This window comes from Actinoplanes aureus (assembly GCF_015704865.1).
Taxonomy (GTDB): Bacteria; Actinomycetota; Actinomycetes; order Mycobacteriales; family Micromonosporaceae; genus Actinoplanes; species Actinoplanes aureus.
Genome location: NZ_JADQTO010000032.1, coordinates 19,852 through 37,677 on the forward strand (window position 1 = coordinate 19,852; position 17,826 = coordinate 37,677).

16 protein-coding genes are annotated in these 17,826 nt (G+C 70.1%); 4 read left to right on the forward strand and 12 right to left on the reverse strand.

What is annotated here, in order from left to right:
* Positions 1-838 precede the first annotated feature (838 nt).
* Both I4J89_RS41465 and I4J89_RS41470 read right to left on the reverse strand, forming a co-directional pair.
* On the reverse strand, positions 839-2,122 hold the full coding sequence (locus I4J89_RS41465) for an FAD-binding oxidoreductase (RefSeq protein WP_196419700.1): 1,284 nt from the start codon (positions 2,120-2,122) through the stop codon (positions 839-841).
* 29 nt (positions 2,123-2,151) lie between these two features.
* Positions 2,152-2,628, reverse strand: coding sequence for an RrF2 family transcriptional regulator (locus tag I4J89_RS41470; protein WP_196419701.1), 477 nt, complete (start codon positions 2,626-2,628; stop codon positions 2,152-2,154).
* A gap of 94 nt (positions 2,629-2,722) precedes the next feature.
* Here I4J89_RS41470 and I4J89_RS41475 point away from each other — a divergent pair, with 94 nt between their 5' ends.
* The 4 genes from I4J89_RS41475 to I4J89_RS41490 are packed head-to-tail and all read left to right on the forward strand — an operon-like array spanning position 2,723 to position 6,896.
* Entirely contained in the window at positions 2,723-4,123 is a 1,401-nt protein-coding gene (locus tag I4J89_RS41475; RefSeq protein ID WP_196419702.1) for an ABC transporter substrate-binding protein, read from the forward strand.
* Positions 4,124-4,126: 3 nt separating this feature from the next.
* Positions 4,127-5,152 carry an ABC transporter ATP-binding protein gene (locus I4J89_RS41480; RefSeq protein WP_196419703.1) on the forward strand — a complete coding sequence of 342 codons (1,026 nt, stop codon included), beginning with the start codon at positions 4,127-4,129 and terminating at the stop codon, positions 5,150-5,152.
* 11 nt (positions 5,153-5,163) lie between these two features.
* Complete coding sequence (locus I4J89_RS41485) at positions 5,164-6,039, forward strand: carbohydrate ABC transporter permease (RefSeq protein WP_196419704.1); 876 nt, start codon at positions 5,164-5,166, stop codon at positions 6,037-6,039.
* Positions 6,036-6,896 (forward strand): carbohydrate ABC transporter permease, encoded by an 861-nt coding sequence (locus I4J89_RS41490; RefSeq protein ID WP_196419705.1) that lies wholly within the window; start codon positions 6,036-6,038, stop codon positions 6,894-6,896. The genes I4J89_RS41485 and I4J89_RS41490 overlap by 4 nt, the downstream gene beginning before the upstream one ends.
* Here the strand turns inward: I4J89_RS41490 and I4J89_RS41495 are convergent, their stop codons facing one another.
* From I4J89_RS41495 to I4J89_RS41540, 10 genes are all read right to left on the reverse strand, one after another.
* Positions 6,897-7,913 (reverse strand): maleylpyruvate isomerase family mycothiol-dependent enzyme, encoded by a 1,017-nt coding sequence (locus tag I4J89_RS41495; protein WP_196419764.1) that lies wholly within the window; start codon positions 7,911-7,913, stop codon positions 6,897-6,899.
* On the reverse strand, positions 7,910-8,611 hold the full coding sequence (locus tag I4J89_RS41500; RefSeq protein WP_309238709.1) for a sigma-70 family RNA polymerase sigma factor: 702 nt from the start codon (positions 8,609-8,611) through the stop codon (positions 7,910-7,912). Before I4J89_RS41500 ends, I4J89_RS41495 begins: the two co-directional genes overlap by 4 nt.
* A 51-nt stretch (positions 8,612-8,662) precedes the next feature.
* Positions 8,663-9,097, reverse strand: coding sequence for a hypothetical protein (locus tag I4J89_RS41505; protein WP_196419707.1), 435 nt, complete (start codon positions 9,095-9,097; stop codon positions 8,663-8,665).
* A gap of 55 nt (positions 9,098-9,152) precedes the next feature.
* The gene (locus tag I4J89_RS41510) at positions 9,153-10,562 is read right to left on the reverse strand and encodes a DUF4331 domain-containing protein (protein ID WP_196419708.1); all 1,410 of its coding nucleotides are present in this window, start codon (positions 10,560-10,562) and stop codon (positions 9,153-9,155) included.
* 76 nt (positions 10,563-10,638) lie between these two features.
* On the reverse strand, positions 10,639-11,790 hold the full coding sequence (locus I4J89_RS41515) for an AI-2E family transporter (RefSeq protein WP_196419709.1): 1,152 nt from the start codon (positions 11,788-11,790) through the stop codon (positions 10,639-10,641).
* A 38-nt stretch (positions 11,791-11,828) separates the two neighbouring features.
* Positions 11,829-13,334: a peroxidase family protein gene (locus tag I4J89_RS41520; RefSeq protein ID WP_196419710.1), complete on the reverse strand. Its 1,506-nt coding sequence runs from the start codon at positions 13,332-13,334 to the stop codon at positions 11,829-11,831.
* A 184-nt stretch (positions 13,335-13,518) separates the two neighbouring features.
* Complete coding sequence (locus tag I4J89_RS41525) at positions 13,519-14,769, reverse strand: polysaccharide biosynthesis protein (RefSeq protein ID WP_230860489.1); 1,251 nt, start codon at positions 14,767-14,769, stop codon at positions 13,519-13,521.
* A complete protein-coding gene (locus I4J89_RS41530; RefSeq protein WP_196419711.1) occupies positions 14,733-15,758 on the reverse strand; it encodes an NAD-dependent epimerase/dehydratase family protein in 1,026 nt (341 codons plus the stop codon). Before I4J89_RS41530 ends, I4J89_RS41525 begins: the two co-directional genes overlap by 37 nt.
* Entirely contained in the window at positions 15,755-16,540 is a 786-nt protein-coding gene (locus I4J89_RS41535) for a glycosyltransferase family 2 protein (RefSeq protein WP_196419712.1), read from the reverse strand. The genes I4J89_RS41530 and I4J89_RS41535 overlap by 4 nt, the downstream gene beginning before the upstream one ends.
* Entirely contained in the window at positions 16,537-17,742 is a 1,206-nt protein-coding gene (locus tag I4J89_RS41540; RefSeq protein ID WP_196419713.1) for a nucleotide sugar dehydrogenase, read from the reverse strand. Before I4J89_RS41540 ends, I4J89_RS41535 begins: the two co-directional genes overlap by 4 nt.
* Between the last annotated feature and the right edge of the window lie 84 nt (positions 17,743-17,826).

Sequence of the window (17,826 nt, forward strand, 5' to 3'; positions counted from 1 at the left end):
GGATGCGATCGGCGTCATCATCAGTAGGGCGGCGAGCATCATGGCCGGGCGTTTCCACATAGCTTCAGGTTCATGCCGGAGGCCCTTTTTGTCCTCTGAACGGAAGATTGCCCGCTGATCGATCCACCGTTCGGGGCGGGCACCCCGGTTCCACCACCACAAGGATCAACTCAGGGCCTGAGTGGCATTGCAGCCCGGCCGGGGCTGGTCGCCACGCACCGAATCGGAGCGCCCGATTCGGTGCGTCAGCGGCGGCTGGGCAGAGCGAGCCGTCGGGCACGCACGTTGGGGCGTCTCGCGTTACCTGCCTGAGTGGCGGCTCGTCCGCGCCAGCCGCCGTCCAGGCATGCATCCGAGCCCGCGTTACCTGCCTGAGCGGCGGCTCCTCCGTGTTGCAACCACCGGTTGAATCCGCGCGTCGGGTTGCGTGTGTCAGTGGCGGCTGGGCGGGGTGAGCCGTCGGCTGCGCACGTTTGGGCGGCCGATTGTGTATCTCAGCAACGGCTGGGCGGGTGCCAATGCAACTTGGCTTGAGTCGATCATGGTTGTGACCTGCCGGTCGGCGAGGGCGGGGGCCGGCGATCTCCCGGGCGGCAGCGACCCCGTCGCGGTGTTCTGGCTGGTCAGGGAACTGCAACCTCTCGGCTTCGGAAACAAGCGGAGTGGCGGCCGGGGAGGCACGGGCAGGGCGGCTCGGCTGGAGAGGGCGACCACGTGCCTGGGCCCGGCGGGCGCGCTGGGGCCGGGACCAGGCAACGTGGTCGCGCGGTAGCGGGGGACGGCCCCGGTTCGGCGGGAGGTGCGGACGCGTACCGGAAAAGGAGCGTGAGCGAAACGCTCAGACCGACACCGGGAAGTTGCTCCGAAACAGCGACGAAGGATCATGCTGCTTCTTGATGGCGCGAAGCCGGTCCACCACCTCAGGACCGAAGGCGTCGGCGACCGTCTCCCGCGGGTTGAGGAAGGTGAAGGCCTTGCGGCCGCTCACCGGCAGCGATGCGGCGAGGGCGGCCTGCTTGGCGAGGACCGCCGCGGGGTCGGCGGCGAGGCCGAACAGGTAGAGCGCGAACGGTTCGGTCAGCGGGCCGTGCGGGCTGTCGGAGGGGCGGGTGAAAGCGCCGCCGAGGTGGCGGATCTGGACGCTCAGCAGAGGGGCGATCGGTGAGGCCAGGAGTGCGGCGACGGTGGTGTCGGACAGGTCGGTCAGCAGTTCGCTGTGGGACAGGCCGGCGCTCGGGTCGGTGGGTTCGGCGGTGATCGAGCCCAGCTCGTCGACGGCCATGACGCGCCGGCTGTCCGACAGCGGCGTGGGCAGGGCGTCGAGTGGGGCCAGCAGTTCGCGCGCGGTGGCGGCGGACCCGAGGTAGGTGGTGTCGACGGCGACCATCGGGTCGGCGCCGGGGAAGTGCAGCAGGTCGAGCCAGACGGTCAGCTCGTCGGGCGCGGTGGCGGCGATCCGGCGGAAGGTTTCGATTACGGCGGGGGTGTGCTCGCCGGACCACAGGACGCGGCCTCCGTAGAGGTGCGGTGCCGGGTGCAGGGCCAGTTCCAGGGCGGTGACCACGGCGAAGTCGCCGCCACCGCCGCGCAGGGCCCAGAACAGGTCGGGGTCCGATGCGGCGGTGACGTGGCGGGGTGTGCCGGTGGCGTCGACGATGTCGAAGGCGAGGACGCTGTCGGCGACCCACCCGTGGGCGCGGCCGAACCAGCTGAGCCCGCCGCCGAGGGCGACGCCGGTGACGCTGACGATCGGGGAGCTGCCGGGGAGGCCGGTCAGGCCGTGCGGTGCGGCGGCGGCTTGCAGGCGGCCGGAGGGTACGCCGGCGCCGATCCGGGCGCGGTGGGCGGCCGGGTCGATCTCGATGGTGTCGAGGCGGCGGGTGCGGAGCAGGATCGTGCCTTCGGTACGCCCGCTGGCGCCGTGCCCGTTCGGCTGGGTGGTGACGGTCAGCCCGGTGGCCCGGGCGTGCCGGATCAGGGCGGCGACGTCGTCCGCGTCGGCCGCCTCGACGACGGCGTCGACCGGCTGCTCGACGGCGCGGTTCCAGGGGCTGCGTGCGGTGTCGAAGCCGGGCGTGTGTGGCAGCCAGACCTGGCCGCGGACGGTGGCGTCGAGGGTCATGTCGCTCTCCGATTCTGGGTGGGTGCGCATCAGGCGCGCAGCGCGGAAGAGGTGTTGCCCGGTGCCGCGGGGTACTGCTGCTCGACGTCGGCCTTCAGCCCGGCGAGCGTCTGTGCGGCGAGCTCACGTCGCCAGGCCATGTCGGCCCGGTGCATGGCCTGCGAGATCAGGCACGCCTGCCGGTAGTCGACGGCGGGGTCGGCACCCGGCCCCTGCTTGAGTAGCTGCACACAGCGGAACGCCTCGTCCGGTCCCTCGATCGCGACCACGATGTCGAGCACGGTGATCTGCTCGGGACTGCGGGCGAGCCGGAAACCGCCACGCGGGCCCGGCGTCGAGGAGACGATGCCGGCGCGGGCCAGGGCCTGCATCTGCTTATTGAGGTACGCCGCGGGCAGCGCGTAGAAGGCGGCCAGCTTCGCGGTCGGGACCGCCTGGTCGCCGGGCAGCCAAGTCAGGTTGAGGCAGGTGTGCAGTGCCCACTCGACGCCCTCGCTCATCCGCATATCTGGACACTACATATCCAGAATTGCGATCCACTAGTGATCTAGATCACAACGCCCTACGGTCATCGATGAACACCTAGCGAAGGAGTCACCGATGACAAATAGGAGGGACTTCCTACGTACCACGGGGGCGCTGGCCGTCGGCGCCATGCTGGCCGGCTGCGCGAGCGAGGAGGACGCCGGCCCGGGTGGGCCCACCGGGGCACCGGGCGGCGCACCGGCCGAAACCTTCGAGGAGCCGTCGAAGAAGCTCTCCGGCGGCCTGAGCATTCTGCTGTGGAGCCACTTCGTACCCAGCCACGACGCCTGGTTCGACAAGTTCGCCAGGGACTGGGGCAGCAAGACCGGGGTGGACGTCAAGGTCGACCACATCGACCAGGCACAGATCACCACCCGGATCGCCGCCGAGATCTCGGCCGGTCAGGGCCATGACATGATCCAGTTCATCGCGCCGCTGTCGCAGTTCGAGCCGAGCGTGCTGGACCTGAAGGACCTCACCGACGAGGCGAGCAAACGCTGGGGTACGCAGCTCGAGCTCTGCCAGAAGTCGAGCTTCAACCCGAGCACCGGCAAGTTCTACGCGTACTCGCCGGGCTGGGTGCCGGACCCGGGCAACTACCGCAAGTCGCTGTGGGAGCCGGCCGGCTTCCCGAACGGGCCGGCCAGCTGGGACGACCTGCTCAAGGGCGGCGGTGAGATCAAGAAGTCGAAGAACGTACAGATGGGCCTGGGCATGTCCCAGGAGATCGACTCCAACATGGTGCTGCGCGGTCTGATGTGGACACACGGCGCCTCGATCCAGGATGCCAACGAGCGGGTGATCCTGAACTCGCCGGAGACCGTGCAGGCGGTCGAGTTCATGGCCAAGCTCTTCAAGGAGAGCATGACCAACGAGGTGTTCTCCTGGAACGCGGCCAGCAACAACCAGGGCCTGGTCGCCGGGAAGATGTCGTACATCGTCAACTCGATCTCGGCCTGGCGTACCTCGCAGGGCACCAATCCGCAGGTCGCCGACGACGTGCACTTCGTGCCCGCGTTGCGTGGCCCGGCCGGGCAGTTCGCGGCGCAGCACGTCCTCTACAACTGGATCGTCCCGAAGCACGCCGCGAACCCGGACGCGGCCAAGGAGTTCCTGCTCCACTACACGAGCAATTTCAAGGCCGCGACGTACGCCAGCAAGCTCTACGACTTCTGCTCGTTCGCCGAGCGCACCCCGGAGCTGAACGGCTGGCTTGCCAGCGACCCGTTCGGCTCGAACCCGCCGGACAAGCTGAAGCTGCTGAGCGACGCGACGAAGTGGAGCGTCAACATCGGCTATCCCGGCCCGGCCAACACCGCCGAGGGCGAGATCTTCAATACCTTCGTCATCCCCAACATGTTCGCCCGGGTGGCCCGCGGCGAGCAGAGCGCCGCCGAGTCGGTCGCCGCCGCCACCAGCCAGGCCACCGCCGTCTTCGACAAGTGGCGGGCGCAGGGCCTAGTAGGCAAGGGATGACAGGTGGCCATCGTCGAGGTACGCAACCTGGTCAAGGAGTTCCCCGGCGGGGTACGCGCGGTCGACGGCATCGACCTCGCGACCGAGGAGGACGAGTATCTCGTCCTCCTCGGGCCGTCCGGCTGCGGTAAGACCACCCTGCTCCGCATGATCGCCGGGCTGGAGCAGCAGTCCGCCGGCGACGTGCTGATCGACGGGGAGGTGGTCAGCGGCCTGCCACCGCGCGCCCGGCAGGTGGCCATGGTGTTCCAGAGCTACGCGCTCTACCCCCACAAGACCGTGCTCGCCAACATCGTCTTCCCGCTGCGCGCCGCTCGCGTCGAGAAGTCGGAACGCGATCGCAAGGCCAGGTGGGCGGCCGACCTGCTCGGCATCTCGCACCTGCTCGCCCGCAAGCCGCGACAGCTCTCCGGCGGGGAGCGGCAGCGGGTCGCGCTGGCCCGTGCGCTGGTGCGCCAGCCGAAGGTGTTCCTGCTCGACGAGCCACTCTCCAACTTGGACGCCAAGCTGCGCGCCAGCGCGCGCGACGAGCTCAAGCGATTCCAGGACGAGGTGCGCACCACCACCGTCTACGTCACCCACGACCAGACCGAGGCCATGGGCCTCGGCGACCGCATCGCGGTGCTCTCGCAGGGCCGGGTCCGGCAGGTGGGTCCACCGATGCAGGTGTACGACGACCCGGCCGACACCTTCGTGGCGACGTTCATCGGCTCGCCCCCGATGAACCTGGTGCCCCGAGGTGACGTCCTGGTCGGCTTCCGCCCCGAGCATCTGCTCCCCTCGGAGGTGGCGCCCGGTGGACTCCCGGTGACGCTCAAGGTGGACCGGCTGGAGTACCTCTCCGGGGACCGGCACGTCTACGGCACCGCCATCGGCGTCGGCGAGCCCACCCGTGTCGTGGCCCGGCTTCCGGCGACCGTGGAGGCCGATGTCGCCGTGGGGGAGGAGCAGCCGTTCGCGGTGCCGGCCCGGAGGATCCGGTACTTCGACGCGGAGTCGGGTGTGCGTACCCAAGCGGGGTCGTCGTGAGCAGGCGCCGGATGGCCGACCGGGAGGGCACGCTGGCCTGGCTGTTCCTGATGCCCAGCGTGGTCTACATCCTGGCGCTGGTGGCGCTGCCGTTCCTGCTCGCCATCGGTTACTCGCTGTCCGACGTGACCGCCGGTGACCCGTCCTTCGACTGGGTCGGGACCCGCAACTTCCAGCGGGTCTTCGAGGACCCGGTGTTCTGGCGCTCGCTCGGCAACACGTTCGTCTTCACGCTGATCTCGATGGCGCTGATCGTCGTACTCGGCAAGGTCCTGGCCAACATCCTGGTCGCCGACTTCCGCGGCAAGTGGGTGGTCCGGTTCCTGGTGCTGCTGCCCTGGACCACGCCGGTGGCGCTGTCGTCGATCGCCTGGCTCTGGATGCTCGACTCGATCTTCTCGCCGATCGACTGGGTGCTGCGGCAGCTGGGCCTGATCGAGGGCAACATGTACTGGCTGGGTGAGCCCGGGCTGGCCATGGCCAGCGTGATCGCGGTGCACGTCTGGCGGCTCACCCCGCTGGCCGCGGTGATCATGGTGGCCGGGCTGGTCGCCATCCCGCGCGACCTGGACGAGGCGGCCCGGGTCGACGGCGCCGGCTACTGGCGGCGGATGTTCGAGGTGACGATTCCGCTGGTGTTGCCGGTGGCCGCGGTCGCCGCGCTGTTCGGGGCGATCTTCACGTTCACCGACATGGCCGTGGTCGACGTGCTCACCAACGGCGGACCCAACAACGCCACCCAGGTGCTGACCAGCTGGGCCTTCTTCCGCGGCATCGACGGCGGCGACGTCGGCCAGGGCGCGGCGATCGCGCTGTTCCTGTTCCCGCTGCTGCTGGCCGCCGCCATCGCGATCCTGCGGGCGGTACGCCGCCTGGAGGTCCGATGAATCAGCAGGCGAAGTACGCCCGCCGGCACATCGCCGCCCGGGCCGGCCTCTACTTCGGGGCGATCCTCGCCGCTCTGATCTGCGCGGCCCCGTTCCTGTGGAGCATGGTCACCGCGTTCAAGCAGAACCGGGATCTCTACAACCCGGAGAACAACCCGTTCCGCTACAACCGGCCGGCCACCTCCGACCACGTCCTCTACCTGTTCGACAACACGTCGTTCACCACGTTCGCCTGGAACACCCTCTGGGTCGGCGTGCTGGTCGTGGTGATCACGCTGTCGCTCGGGCTGCCGGCCGCGTACGCCCTGGCCCGTCTCGACCGCCCGTGGGCCGGTTGGTTCGGCGTCGCCATCTTCCTGGTCTACCTGGTGCCGCCGAGCCTGCTCTTCCTGTCGCTGTCCCGGCTGGTCGTCGGGGTGGGCCTGCAGGACTCCACCTGGTCGCTGGTGCTGATCTACCCGACCATCACGATCCCGGTCTCGATCTGGCTGCTCATCGGCTTCCTCAAGGCGGTGCCGAAGGACATCGAGGAGCAGGCCATGGTGGACGGGTTCAGCCGGCTCGCCGCGTTCTGGCGGGCCGTGGTGCCGCTGACCTTCCCGGGGATCGTGGCGGTGGTGGTCTTCGCATTCACGCTGACCGCCAGCGAGTTCATCTACGCGCTGGCGTTCGTGTCGCCGACCACCGAGAAGGTGCTCTCCACCGGGGTGCCCACCGAGCTGGTCCGCGGCGACGTGTTCTTCTGGCAGTCGCTACAGGCCGCCACGGTGCTGGCGGCGATCCCGATCGCGATCGTCTTCAACGTGTTCCTGGACCGGTTCATCGCCGGCTTCACCCAGGGCGCGGTCAAGGGGTGATCACGGGTAGGGGGCGAGGGACGGCGCGGCCGCGAGCCAGGCCCGGGCCAGAGCGGTGTCGCCGCCGAGCTCGGCCGGGAACGCGTCCGGATCGCGGCGGGCGCCGACCAGCCGGCAGAACTCGACGACATCGGCGGTGATCTCGGCGTCCGGCTCCCCGGCGGTGTGACCGGAGACGACCGGCACCGTCCAGGTGCCACCGCCCGCGCCGGTCAGGTGCAGCCGGACGTGCCGGCCGGCCGCGTCCGGCATCCGCCGGGCGGTCACCTTCGGCAGCAGGCGGGCGGCCAGGTCGGCCATCGGGTGCAGGTGCTCGGGCAGCGGCGTGGTCGCCGCGCTGCCGGTCGCCCCGGCGATGTCCTCGGTGTGTATCCACGTCTCGAAGGCGCGCGCCAGCAGTGCGTCCGGTACCACCATGGGAAAGCCCAGCGTCACCGTGGCACCGTTCGGCCGGCGTGGCAGGGCCAGGCACAGTTCCTCGGCCTGGTCCCGCCACGATCGCCGGGTCTCGTCGACCGGGCGCTCCTTCTCCCGGGCGACGATGGCGACGGTCCGCGTCTCGGCGTCGGTGCCGGGTTCCACCGGTGGTCGCACGGCCACGCCGAGGGCGGCGGCGACCAGCCCGTCGGTGGCGATCAGGTGGGCCAGCAGGTCGTGGACGCTCATCTGTTCATACGCCGCGATCCGCTGCCAGTCGCCGGTGGGCAGCCCGGAGAGCATCAGGTCCAGCGCGGCCACCTGGGCGGCGTACGGTTTCGCGTACCCCGGTGCTCTGGGTGCGGGACGGCGCCGCAGGTGCGCCGCGGAGCGCAACCGGATGCCCAGCCCGGCCGGCGGGCGCAGGTGACCGCCGCCCAGCTCGGCGGCCGTCTCCCGCAGCGTGCGTGCCTCCTCGGAGCAGACGGCACAGCTGCTCAGGTGTGCCTGGACGAGCTCCGCCTCCTCCGGGGTGCACGCGTCAAGAGCCCAGGCCCCGATGAGTGGGTGGATCGCCTCATGGCTGTGCGTGCTGGTCATGGCTGGGCCTTCCTGGACGTACCCTTCCGGCCCTCGCCTGCTAGGCCGCTGCTCGGTGCGGCTGGATGCCGCTCGGTGCGGTCGGTCACGTCGCCAGAACCGTGCGTGTGACTGCTCAACGCCACGGTCAGTCTGCGTAACGCCTCGCGGAGCCGCGACTTGGCGGTGCCCTCCGGGAGACCCAATTCCTTCGCCACCTCACGGTAGGTGCGTCCGTGCAGGTACGCCAGCGTGATCGCACTGTGCAGCGGTTCGGGAAGCGTGCGCAGGGCGATCCGCAGGCGATGCGTCGTGTCGGCGTCGGAGACCTGGTCACCGACCGGGTCGCCGCCGCCCAGCGCGGCCATGCTCAGCTGTGGGTCCTGGGTGCCACGGCGGTGTGCCTCCTCACGCCGCACCAGGTCCACCGCGCGTCGATGGGCGATCATGGCGAGCCAGCCGCGCAGGCTGCCTTTCGCCGGGTCGAAAGCGAACGGCCGCTGCCAGAAGGCCAGGAAGACCTCCTGCGCGACGTCCTCTGCGGCTCGGTCGTCCCGGGTGACGCGGACAGCGATGGTGTAGACGAGGGCGCTGTACCGCTCATACACCTCGTCGAACGCGTCCTCGTCGCCGAAGACGAGCCGATCGCGGAGCCGGCTGTCCTCATCGGATGCCTCCGCCCGCTCCGCCGCGGTCTTGTCGGTGGATCTCTGCTGCACCAAGGCGCTCACCCCACCCCGGCAACACTCTAAGCGCATGGGACGGCCGAGTCACCGTGCGGAGGATGCCAGGCATGTCTTCTCCAGCCTGGCCCGGGCTGCTTCGGCCTGTTCCAGGTACTGCGGCTCGGCAGACCGGGTGTCCAGCCGGACCCGCAGGTAACCGAGGTTGAGGACGACGTCCGTCATCGAGTCGAGGACCGCACCGGTGGCCTCGGTGCGCAGCTCCCAGATGCGGGTCTGCAACGTGCGGAGCTCGGCCCGGTCGGCGTCGGAGACGGCGGCGACGTCGGTCTGCCGGGTCACCCGGGCCAGGGCGAGGATGGTGTCGGCGGCGTCACGGCAGACGCCCGGGGCGAACTCGTCCGCCGCCGGCAGTGCGGGACCCGCGGCCGGTGCGGACGACGACCGCCGGGTCACGAGGACGGCGGCTCCGATCAGGACGACCACCAGAACCACGGCGGCCACGACGATGAGACGCTTCACGACGCGCTCCTTATGTCTCCAGGCCCGCCGGGCGGCGGGCCTGGAGTTCGTAGGGTTACTGCTGGTTCACGCCGATGGCGTTGGGAAGGGCGACGTACGGGAACGCGCCCCGGAACTTCACGTTGTTGGCGTCCACCGCGTCACCGAGTCCGTCGACGGCGGCCGGGTGGTTGGGCAGCAGGACGCCCTCGGCGACCCGCAGCGTCACGTCCAGAACGTCGTCGGCGAGCCGGCGGCCGTTCGGGAAGCCCGCGTTGTCGCCGCCGATGACCCCGAAGCGGTTCGGCGAGGCGGCCGGCGGAATCGACATGTTCAGTCGCAGCTGTTCGCTGGGCTGGAACTTGCTGACGTCGACGTCCTTGTTGAGCCGCTGCGAGTTCAGGTCCACCGCGACCGGCCCGCAGTCCTTGCAGAATCCGGTCAGGAAGGTCTCGACCAGGTCCTGCCGGGGTGTCGCCGGAGCCGGGATCTTGTAGATCTGCTCGACCAGGCGGGGCACCTCGGGGTTGGTCACGAACTGCAGGAAGCGGGCGTCGTTCTTCGGCTGGGTGGCGTTGAACTCGTCCTTGCGGCCGACCGGGATGACGACCTCGTTGACCAGTGGCATGCCCAGGCGCGACACCTGACGGAACTCGCCGGAGCGGTCCCGCTGGTTCTTGGTGCCGACCACCTCGACGCGCTTGCGCGAGGTGGTGCTCCAGATGCCCACCACCGGGTTACGGGTGTCGTCGCCCTTCAGCGCCAGCGCCTTCTTCGGCACCTGGATGGCGAGCGTGTTGACGTTGTAGCCCTTGACGGTGTCCGTGCCGATCTGCGAGAAATCACCGTTGTAGAGCAGGTTGAAGATTCCCAGGTCGAGGAAGAACGGGTCGTCGGCCTGGCCGGCGAAGGTCTGCCCGCCGTTCGGCAGCTTGGTGACCGCCGCGTCGGCGAGCGCGCCGTAGTTCGGCATCGAGGCCTGCCCGACCCGCGACGGCGCCACCTTGCCGCTGCGGATCAGCGTGCTGGTGCCGTTCTCGGTGATCGCCTGGAGCCGGTACGTCTGGAAGTAGTTCAGGTCCGGGTCGTCGAGCGAGGTCACCGGCCCGGTGTTGTAAAGGAACGTATTGCGATTGCGGTAGTTGTCGTCGAACGTCCACCGGTACGTGATGTCCGGCAGAGCGTCCCCGTCGTTGTCGATGTTGATGTCGTACGCCGTCTCCGTGGCGAACGCGTAGAAGTTGGGACCGCCGTTCGGCTCCTCGAACGGGAGCCAGTTGGCGATCATCGTGACGCTGTCCGGCGCGTCCGGGCTGACGAACGCGTAGACGTCGGTGTTGTCGAGCCGGGGTTCCCCGGCGACCAGTGGTGCCTCACGGTGGCTGGACGCCGTACCGATGGTGGGCGCCAGCGAGGCGACGCACGCTGCCGCCGCGAGTGCGGCCGCGACGCCGAGCGCTGGTCTCCGAAATGAGCGTTGGTGCATCTGCTCCTCCTACGGGCTGCTTGGCCTGTCGGAGGAGGTTCGGGGGCACTGAGCCCCGCGGATGGATCGCTGTCGGTTAGTTCACTTCCGGCCGTCCGGCGGTCTCCGGGCTACGAATAGCTTCTTCGGCGGCTTCGTCGGCCGGATCGTCCGGTGGTGGAGCCGGGGAGTCGCTGAGCTGCTCCCGCAGATAGTTCCAGAGGACCGCGATGATCGCCGCGACCGGGACGGCGAGCAGGGCGCCGACGATGCCGTACAGGCTGCTGCCCAGGGTGACCGCGAGCAGCACGACGCCGGCGTGCAGGCCCAGGCCCCGGCTCTGCACCATCGGCTGGAAGACGTTGCCCTCCAGCTGCTGCACCGCGACGATGATGCCGAGCACGATCAGGGCGTCGGTCCAGCCGTTGGAGACCAGCGCGATGAGCACCGCGACGAAGCCGGCGAAGAGCGCGCCGACGATCGGGACGAAGGCGGCCACGAAGGTGAGCACGGCCAGCGGCAGCACCAGCGGCACCCCGACGATCCACAGTCCGATGCCGATCGCCACCGCGTCCAGCAGGCCGACGAACGCCTGGGAGCGGACGAAGGAACCGAGCGTGTCCCAGCTGCGGGCCACCACGACCGGGACGTCGACGGCGAGCCGGCCGGGCAGCTGGCGGGTCAGCCACGGCAGGAACCGGGGCCCGTCCTTGAGGAAGAAGAACATCAGGAACAGTGCCAGGATCGTGGTGACCAGCCCGTCAACCACAGTGCTCACCCCGGTGAGGGTGGCCGTGGCGATGCTGCCGACGCTGGCCTGGAGACGGTCGATGGCGCTGTTCGCGGCGCTGTTCACCTCGTCGTCGCCGATGTTCAGCGGCGGACCGGAGGCCCAGTCGCGGACCTGCTGGATGCCGCTGGCCACGCCCTCGGCCAGCTCGGGCGACTCGGACGCCACCGGGGCGATGATGCCGACCAGGGTGCCGGCGGCGACCAGCAGGAACAGGACGGTCACCACCGAGGCGGCCAGCGCCGCCGGCCACCGGTGCCGGCGCAGGAACCGCACCGGTGGCCAGGTGAGCGTGGTGAGCAGGAGCGCCACGACGAGCGGCCAGATCACCGACCACATCTTCCCGAGCAGCCACAGGGCCACCCAGGTCATGAGCAGGACCAGCAGCGTCTGCAGCGAGACGATCGCCGAGGTACGCAGCGCGGACCTGGTCTTCTTGGCACTCAGAGCGGAACCCATGTGATCACCCTATGTACCAGTACCCCATCGGCGCACTTTTAGAGGTCGAGGGCGAACCGGAGGAAGTCGCCGGTGCGGAACTGGCCGGTGGTCGGCGCGATCGGTGCGGCCGGACGGAAGCCCGGGTTGACCTTCAGGTAGCCGCTCTTGTCGGCTTCCAGGATGCCGAGGATGACCTCGGTGATGATCCGGCCGCCGACCGGGCCCAGCCGCTCACCGGCGTGCGCCAGTTCGGCCTCCTTGAGCACGTAGAACCAGAGCGGCGCCTTGCCCTGCCAGCCCGGGTTCTGCGGGTCGGGGAGCCCGAGCTGCGCGTTGGTCAGCGGGGTGAGGCCCATCCGGCGCGCGACGTCCTGCCCGGCCGGCAGGCCGAGGCGCTTGCCGCGGATCAGGTTCCGCTCGGCCAGCGAGGGGCTGGTGCCGTCGCCGACCACGGTGGCCGGCAGGTTGAACAGCGGCAGCGACAGCTTGCCGTCGATGCGCCGGGCGGCGTTGCGCGGGGCGGCGGGCTTGCCGGGTACGTCGAAGAAGTGCCACCAGTCGATCTCGAGGCGGGCCGGGAGCGGGCGGTTGCCGCGTAGATCGCTGCCCTCGGCGCCGAAGATGGCGGCGAACGACGGCTGGGTATTGCGGCTGTTGAGCAGGTAGCCCGCGCGGATCATGCTGTGCCCGAACCGGTACGCGGCGACCGAGTACTCGACCGGCATCATCGGCCGGTGCGGGTTCTTCGGCTTGTAGAACTCCCGCTTCACCTTGCCCTTGCCGTCCAGGAACCGGCCCACCACCTCGGGCCCGGCGACCTTGTCGAGGAAGTCGTGGACGATGAGCCACTGGAAGTGCCAGCGGGTCAGCCGTTGCGCCTCGGCCAGGTTGCCGGCCAGCCCGGTCGCGAGGCACCGGTTGTGGAACTTGGCGAAGGCCAGGTGCAGCTGGGCGATGATCAGGTTCTCGTCGTTGCGGGCGTCGCCGAGGATGGCGCTGCCGTCCGGCCGCCGCGGCAGGTCGTCGACCCCGTTGGCGTTGCGGACCACCCGCATCCGGGTGCGGTCGGCCTCGTACAGGTCCGGGTCGGTGGCCGGGCCTTGGCCGTAGAGCGAGCCCAGGTCGAACAGCGGCGTGTCGAAGTTGGTGAGCGCCTGCGGATCGGCCTGCTGCTCGGGCAGCGGAGTCCGGTCCAGCGTCATGTCGTGGTCGATGAACTGGCCGAGGAAGGTGAAGCCGGCCGGGATGCGCCGATTGTCGAAGTCCGGAACGTTCGGCCCGGACGGCTCACCCATCTGGGCGGCCAGCGACTTGATCAGCTCGTCCGGCGGCGCGTACGCGGCCTCGTGCTTGAACATGATCCCGAAGCGGCCCTCCTTGTCCCGGCCCGCCTTCACCGCGATGTCACTGCCGCGCGTCCAGGCGGTCGCGTGCTTCCAGTCGGCGGGTCTGCCGGGTGCGGCGGCCGCGGCGCCCGGGCAGGTGCCCGCCGATACGGCGACCGCGCCCGCGGTGCCGGCGAGCAGGGTCCGCCGGCCCAGCCTGATGGAATCGTCGACCATTTTGTTCTCCTCTGGCGCGTGATGCCGGTATTGCAGTGCCAGGGAAGTTAACGGTCGGCGGGTACCCGCCGGGGCTGCTGCGGTGCCGCGTCTTGAATCCGGCCGGAACGGCCTAACCCGACTCGGCGGACTGTTCCCCAAACGGGGTCCGGGCCGCAACCGGCGACCGGTTACGGCGTTGCACTCACGATGTCAGGGCGGCGCCGGTCAGCTTTCCGGCGCCACTGCGCATGGTCGCGAGGGCCGTCGCCGCGAGGGCGAGCGCGGCCGTGCCCGCCGCGCACCACATGATCGCCGCGAACGTGTGCGGTACCAGCCAGGCCACCACGACGAGCACCGCGGTGGAGACCCACAGTGGTGCCGACGGCCACTTCGCGCCGGCCGCTACCTGCGCGTTGACCAGCACGAACACCAGTGCGTAGAGGGCGCCGGTGAGGGCGAAGACCGGCGCGTACCGGCCCAGATCGACGTAGCCGGGACCGCCGGCGAACCGGAACGCCAGCCCGCCGGCCAGCGCGGACATCGCGATCAGCAGCGTTCCGGAGCCGGTGACCAGCCCGACCGCGATGATCAGCGCGCGCCGGCTGCCCTGTGCGAGCCGGGGCAGGGCCAGCACGGTGACCACCTGCGGTGCCCACAGTGCACCCTTGGTGAGAACGGTCCCGACCGCGTACGCGCCGGAGGCGGCGGCCGGCAGGAGAGCCCGGGCGAGCAGCAGGTCGGCGTACGAGACGACCAGCATCGCGAGCGTCGCCGAACAGGCGGTGACCACGTGTCGCGCCGAGACGCCGCGGTCGCCGGGCGGGGAACCGGGCACCCGCGCCACGGCGGTCAGCGCGACCGGGATGAGCAGCGACACCACCGTGGCGATCAGCACCGACCCGGTCAGCCCGGCGCCGAGCAGCAGGCCGGCGACCAGCCCGCCGTACCGGCCGGCGGCCAGCACGGCCATGCCCAGGGCCAGACGCAGGAACCGTTCGTCGCCCTGCAACTGACCCAGCCAGCGGCCGGCCACCACGATCGCACCGGTATATACGGCGAGCATCAGGGTCAGCTCGGCCGGCAGGTCGAGCACCGAGCCGGCGAGCGGCGCCAGCAGGGCGACCACCCCCGCGCAGACGGCGGCGGTGATCCACCCGACGTGCCGCGCGGTCGAGCCCGGATGCCGGGCCCGCTGCACGGCCACCGCGATCTGCAGGCCGGTGCCGGGCACGCTCGCGATCGCGACGATCGCCAGCACGGTCGCGAGGGCGCCGAGATCGGCGGCGTCCAGGCGGCGGGCGCCGAGCACCGGTACGACATAGCCGAGTCCACTGGTGACCGCGGTGGCGACGGCCACCGCGGCACCGGAGAGACCGATCCGCCGACCGTACTGGCTGCGGACCGACTTCGGGCCGGTTACAGCCGGCCCTCCTCGACCGCCTGCCTGATCCACGGGATCACCTCGTCGAGCATCGTGTCGAGTGACGTCTCGGCGGTGAAGCCGAGCACCTCGCGAGCCTTCGTCACGTCCGGCACCCGCATCGCCACGTCGTGCGCGAACGGCTCGTCGCTGACGTGGCGGAACGGCACATCGGGGCCCTTGATCTTGCGCCAGATGAGTTCGGCCAGCTCCAGAACGGTGGTCGACTCGGCCGTCGACAGGTTGAAGTCGTCATTGGTGGCCGCCTCGTGCTCCACCGCCGTGGCGATGCCGCGGGCCAGGTCACCGCCGTACGTGTAGTGCCGCACCTGGTCGCCGCTGCCCAGCACGTGCAGCGGGTCCTGGCCCTTGAGCACCTTCTGCACCAGGTCGGGGACCACGTGCGACATGGCCAGCTTGACGTTGCCGGAGAGCACCTCGGCCGAGCCGAGCGCCCGGCCCTCGCCGACGCCGACGCAGTTGAACGGCCGGACGATCGTGTACGGCAGCTTGTACTGGTCCCACGCGGCCCGCGCGTAGTACTCCACGGCGAGCTTCTGGAAGCCGTACGACGAGACGGGCGGCGGGACCTGGAACTGGTCGCCCTCCTTGCTCGGCCACCGGTCGGTCGACTCGAACACCATCGACGACGACACGTAGGTGACCTTCTTGAGCCGTCCGCCGCGGTGCGCGGCGATCGCGGCGTCGCAGGAGGCCGCCATGATCCGCTCGTTCGTGGCGAGCAGGTCGTACGCGTACGCGTGGAAGTAGGAGATGCCACCGATCATCGCGGCACCGGCGACGAAGTGGTCGCAGCCGTCGAGCAGCCCGGTCAGCAGCTCCACGTCACGGGCGTCGCCCTCGACGAAGTGGTACCGCGGGTGGCTGTCGTAGCTATGCGTCACCGGGCCGTACTTGGAGAAGTTGTCCAGCCCGACCACCTCGTGACCGCGGCCGAGCAACTCCTCGACCAGATAGCCTCCGATGAACCCGGCCGAGCCGGTGACCAGCACCTTTGTCATGCCCGGGTGCCCTCCTTGTCGCGATCGGCCGGCGCGGCGTCCGGCCTCCGGGCCGCCCAGCGGGCGGCGAGCTGCTCGGCCGGCAACCGCCGGCCGAACGCGAAAAAGTACCAGCGCAGGTAACTCGGCATGAACCGGCCCAGGTCGAAGTGCGACTCACCGAGCTGGCGGTCCAGCCAGATGGTCGGGATCTCCGCGACCGGGCGGCGCAGCCGGTTCGCCTTCGCGGTCAGCTCGATGCCGATCTCGAAGCCGGTGTTCGACTCGATGCCGACCTCGCGGACGAAATCCGTGTCGTACGCCTTGAAGCTGTTGGTGGCGTCCCGGGTGCCGACCCGGGCGAACCAGTGCAGCGTGCGCCCGGCCCACCGCGACGCCATCCGCTTGAACCGGGGGCCGCCGACCTGCTGCCCGCCGGGCATGTAGCGCGACGCCGCCGCGACCACCACGCCCCGGTCGACGAGCCGGGCCAGGTCGTCGATCTGCCGTGGGTCGTCGCAGCCGTCGGCCATGGTCACCACCGCCACCGGAGCCTTGGCCGCGTCGATCCCGAACCGGATCGCGTTGGCCGGCCCCCGCCCGTACGTGTTGAGCACGGTCCGCACCCGCGGATCCTTGCGCGCGATCTCCCGCGCGTACGGGATCGTGGTGTCCTCCGGCATGTCGTGCACGACGAGGATCTCCGCCGGCAGCAGCACCTCACGCAGGATGCGCTCGAGGTGTCGGACCACGCCCTCACCCTCGTTGTAGACCGGGATGACCACCGAGACCCGCGGCGTCACACCAGCACCCCCTGTCCGGTCAGGCCCCACATGTCGATCACCGGTTTGTCGGTGTCCAGCGTGGCGTAGTCGGGGTGCGGCGCCGCGATCACCAGGAGGTCCGCCCGTTTCAGCACATCGGGAAGAGACAGGAAGCGGTCGTCGACCACGTACGGATCAGTGCAGAGCGTCTCGCGCGCCTTCAACGTCAGGATCTTGCGCAGCTTGTAGGCCAGGCTGTCGCGGGAGTCGTCGCTGCCGCCCTTGAACGCCATGCCGAGGATGCCGACGCTCAGCTCGGCGAGGTTGAACCGGTCCTCCAGCCGGGAGACCAGGTAGAGCGGGAGCCCTTCGTTGATCAGCATCGCGGAGTGGCCGAGCACGAAGTTGTTCCGGTTGAACGCCGCCAGCTGCATGGTGTCCTTGAGCAGGCACGGGCCGGCCGCGAACCCCGGCATCGGCAGGTCGTCGGCGCGTGGGTAGTCGTGGGTGACCGCGTGCCGGATCCGCTCGAAGTCCAGGCCGAAATCGTTCGCCATCATCCAGAACTGGTTGGCCGCCGCGAACTTCAGATAGCGCCAGGTATTGGTGAACAGCTTCGCGAGCTCGGCCTCCTCCGGCTCCAGCCGGACGATCGAGTCGGTCAGGTGCCGGAACAGTTTCTCGGCCCGGTCCAGCGCCTGCGGGGTACGCGCGGCGACGATCTGCGGAAGCGTGAAGAGCTCGGTCATCGCCTTGCCCTCAGCGATCCGCTCCGGGCAGAACGCCACGTCGACGCTGAGGCCCCGGCTGGTCAGCAGCTTCTCGGTGAGCGCGGTGACGCCCGGGTAGACGGTGCTGCGCAGCACCACGAGCTGGCCGTCGCGCAGGTGCTCGACGCAGCGCTCGATGGCCCGCGGAACCGCGCCCAGATCGGGGTTGAGGTGCTCGTCCACCGGCGTCCCGACGACCACGACCAGCGAGTCGGCCAGGCCGACACTGCTCGGATCGGTGGAGGCCCGCAGCCGGCCGGCGGCCAGTGCCTCGGCGAGTGGCTCCGCCGCGCCGGCCTCGGCGAACGGCAGTGTCCCCGCGTTGACCCGGTCGACGGCGGTGGCGTCGATGTCGTAGAGCACCACCGACAGGCCGCGCGCGGCCAGCGCGATGCCCAGTGGCAGGCCGACTCGTCCGCACCCGCCGACCACGCAAACGTCCACGCCGGGGGCGTGCACTGTCTCGGTCATTTCGCCTCACAATCCCCGCCAGGCTCCAGCGTGTGTGCAGGTTACTCGTGAGTCAACCTCGGGTCTAGCCATCCGTGTCTGAGC

Bases quoted from the DNA above. Each gene is read 5' to 3' on its own strand.
- I4J89_RS41530 (WP_196419711.1), bottom strand. From the start codon at position 15,758: ATGACAAAGGTGCTGGTCACCGGCTCGGCCGGGTTCATCGGAGGCTAT.
- I4J89_RS41485 (WP_196419704.1), top strand. From the start codon at position 5,164: ATGGCCGACCGGGAGGGCACGCTGGCCTGGCTGTTCCTGATGCCCAGC.
- I4J89_RS41520 (WP_196419710.1), bottom strand. From the start codon at position 13,334: ATGGTCGACGATTCCATCAGGCTGGGCCGGCGGACCCTGCTCGCCGGC.
- I4J89_RS41495 (WP_196419764.1), bottom strand. From the start codon at position 7,913: ATGACCAGCACGCACAGCCATGAGGCGATCCACCCACTCATCGGGGCC.
- I4J89_RS41510 (WP_196419708.1), bottom strand. From the start codon at position 10,562: ATGCACCAACGCTCATTTCGGAGACCAGCGCTCGGCGTCGCGGCCGCA.
- I4J89_RS41465 (WP_196419700.1), bottom strand. From the start codon at position 2,122: ATGACCCTCGACGCCACCGTCCGCGGCCAGGTCTGGCTGCCACACACG.
- I4J89_RS41470 (WP_196419701.1), bottom strand. From the start codon at position 2,628: ATGCGGATGAGCGAGGGCGTCGAGTGGGCACTGCACACCTGCCTCAAC.
- I4J89_RS41490 (WP_196419705.1), top strand. From the start codon at position 6,036: ATGAATCAGCAGGCGAAGTACGCCCGCCGGCACATCGCCGCCCGGGCC.
- I4J89_RS41515 (WP_196419709.1), bottom strand. From the start codon at position 11,790: ATGGGTTCCGCTCTGAGTGCCAAGAAGACCAGGTCCGCGCTGCGTACC.
- I4J89_RS41540 (WP_196419713.1), bottom strand. From the start codon at position 17,742: ATGACCGAGACAGTGCACGCCCCCGGCGTGGACGTTTGCGTGGTCGGC.
- I4J89_RS41475 (WP_196419702.1), top strand. From the start codon at position 2,723: ATGACAAATAGGAGGGACTTCCTACGTACCACGGGGGCGCTGGCCGTC.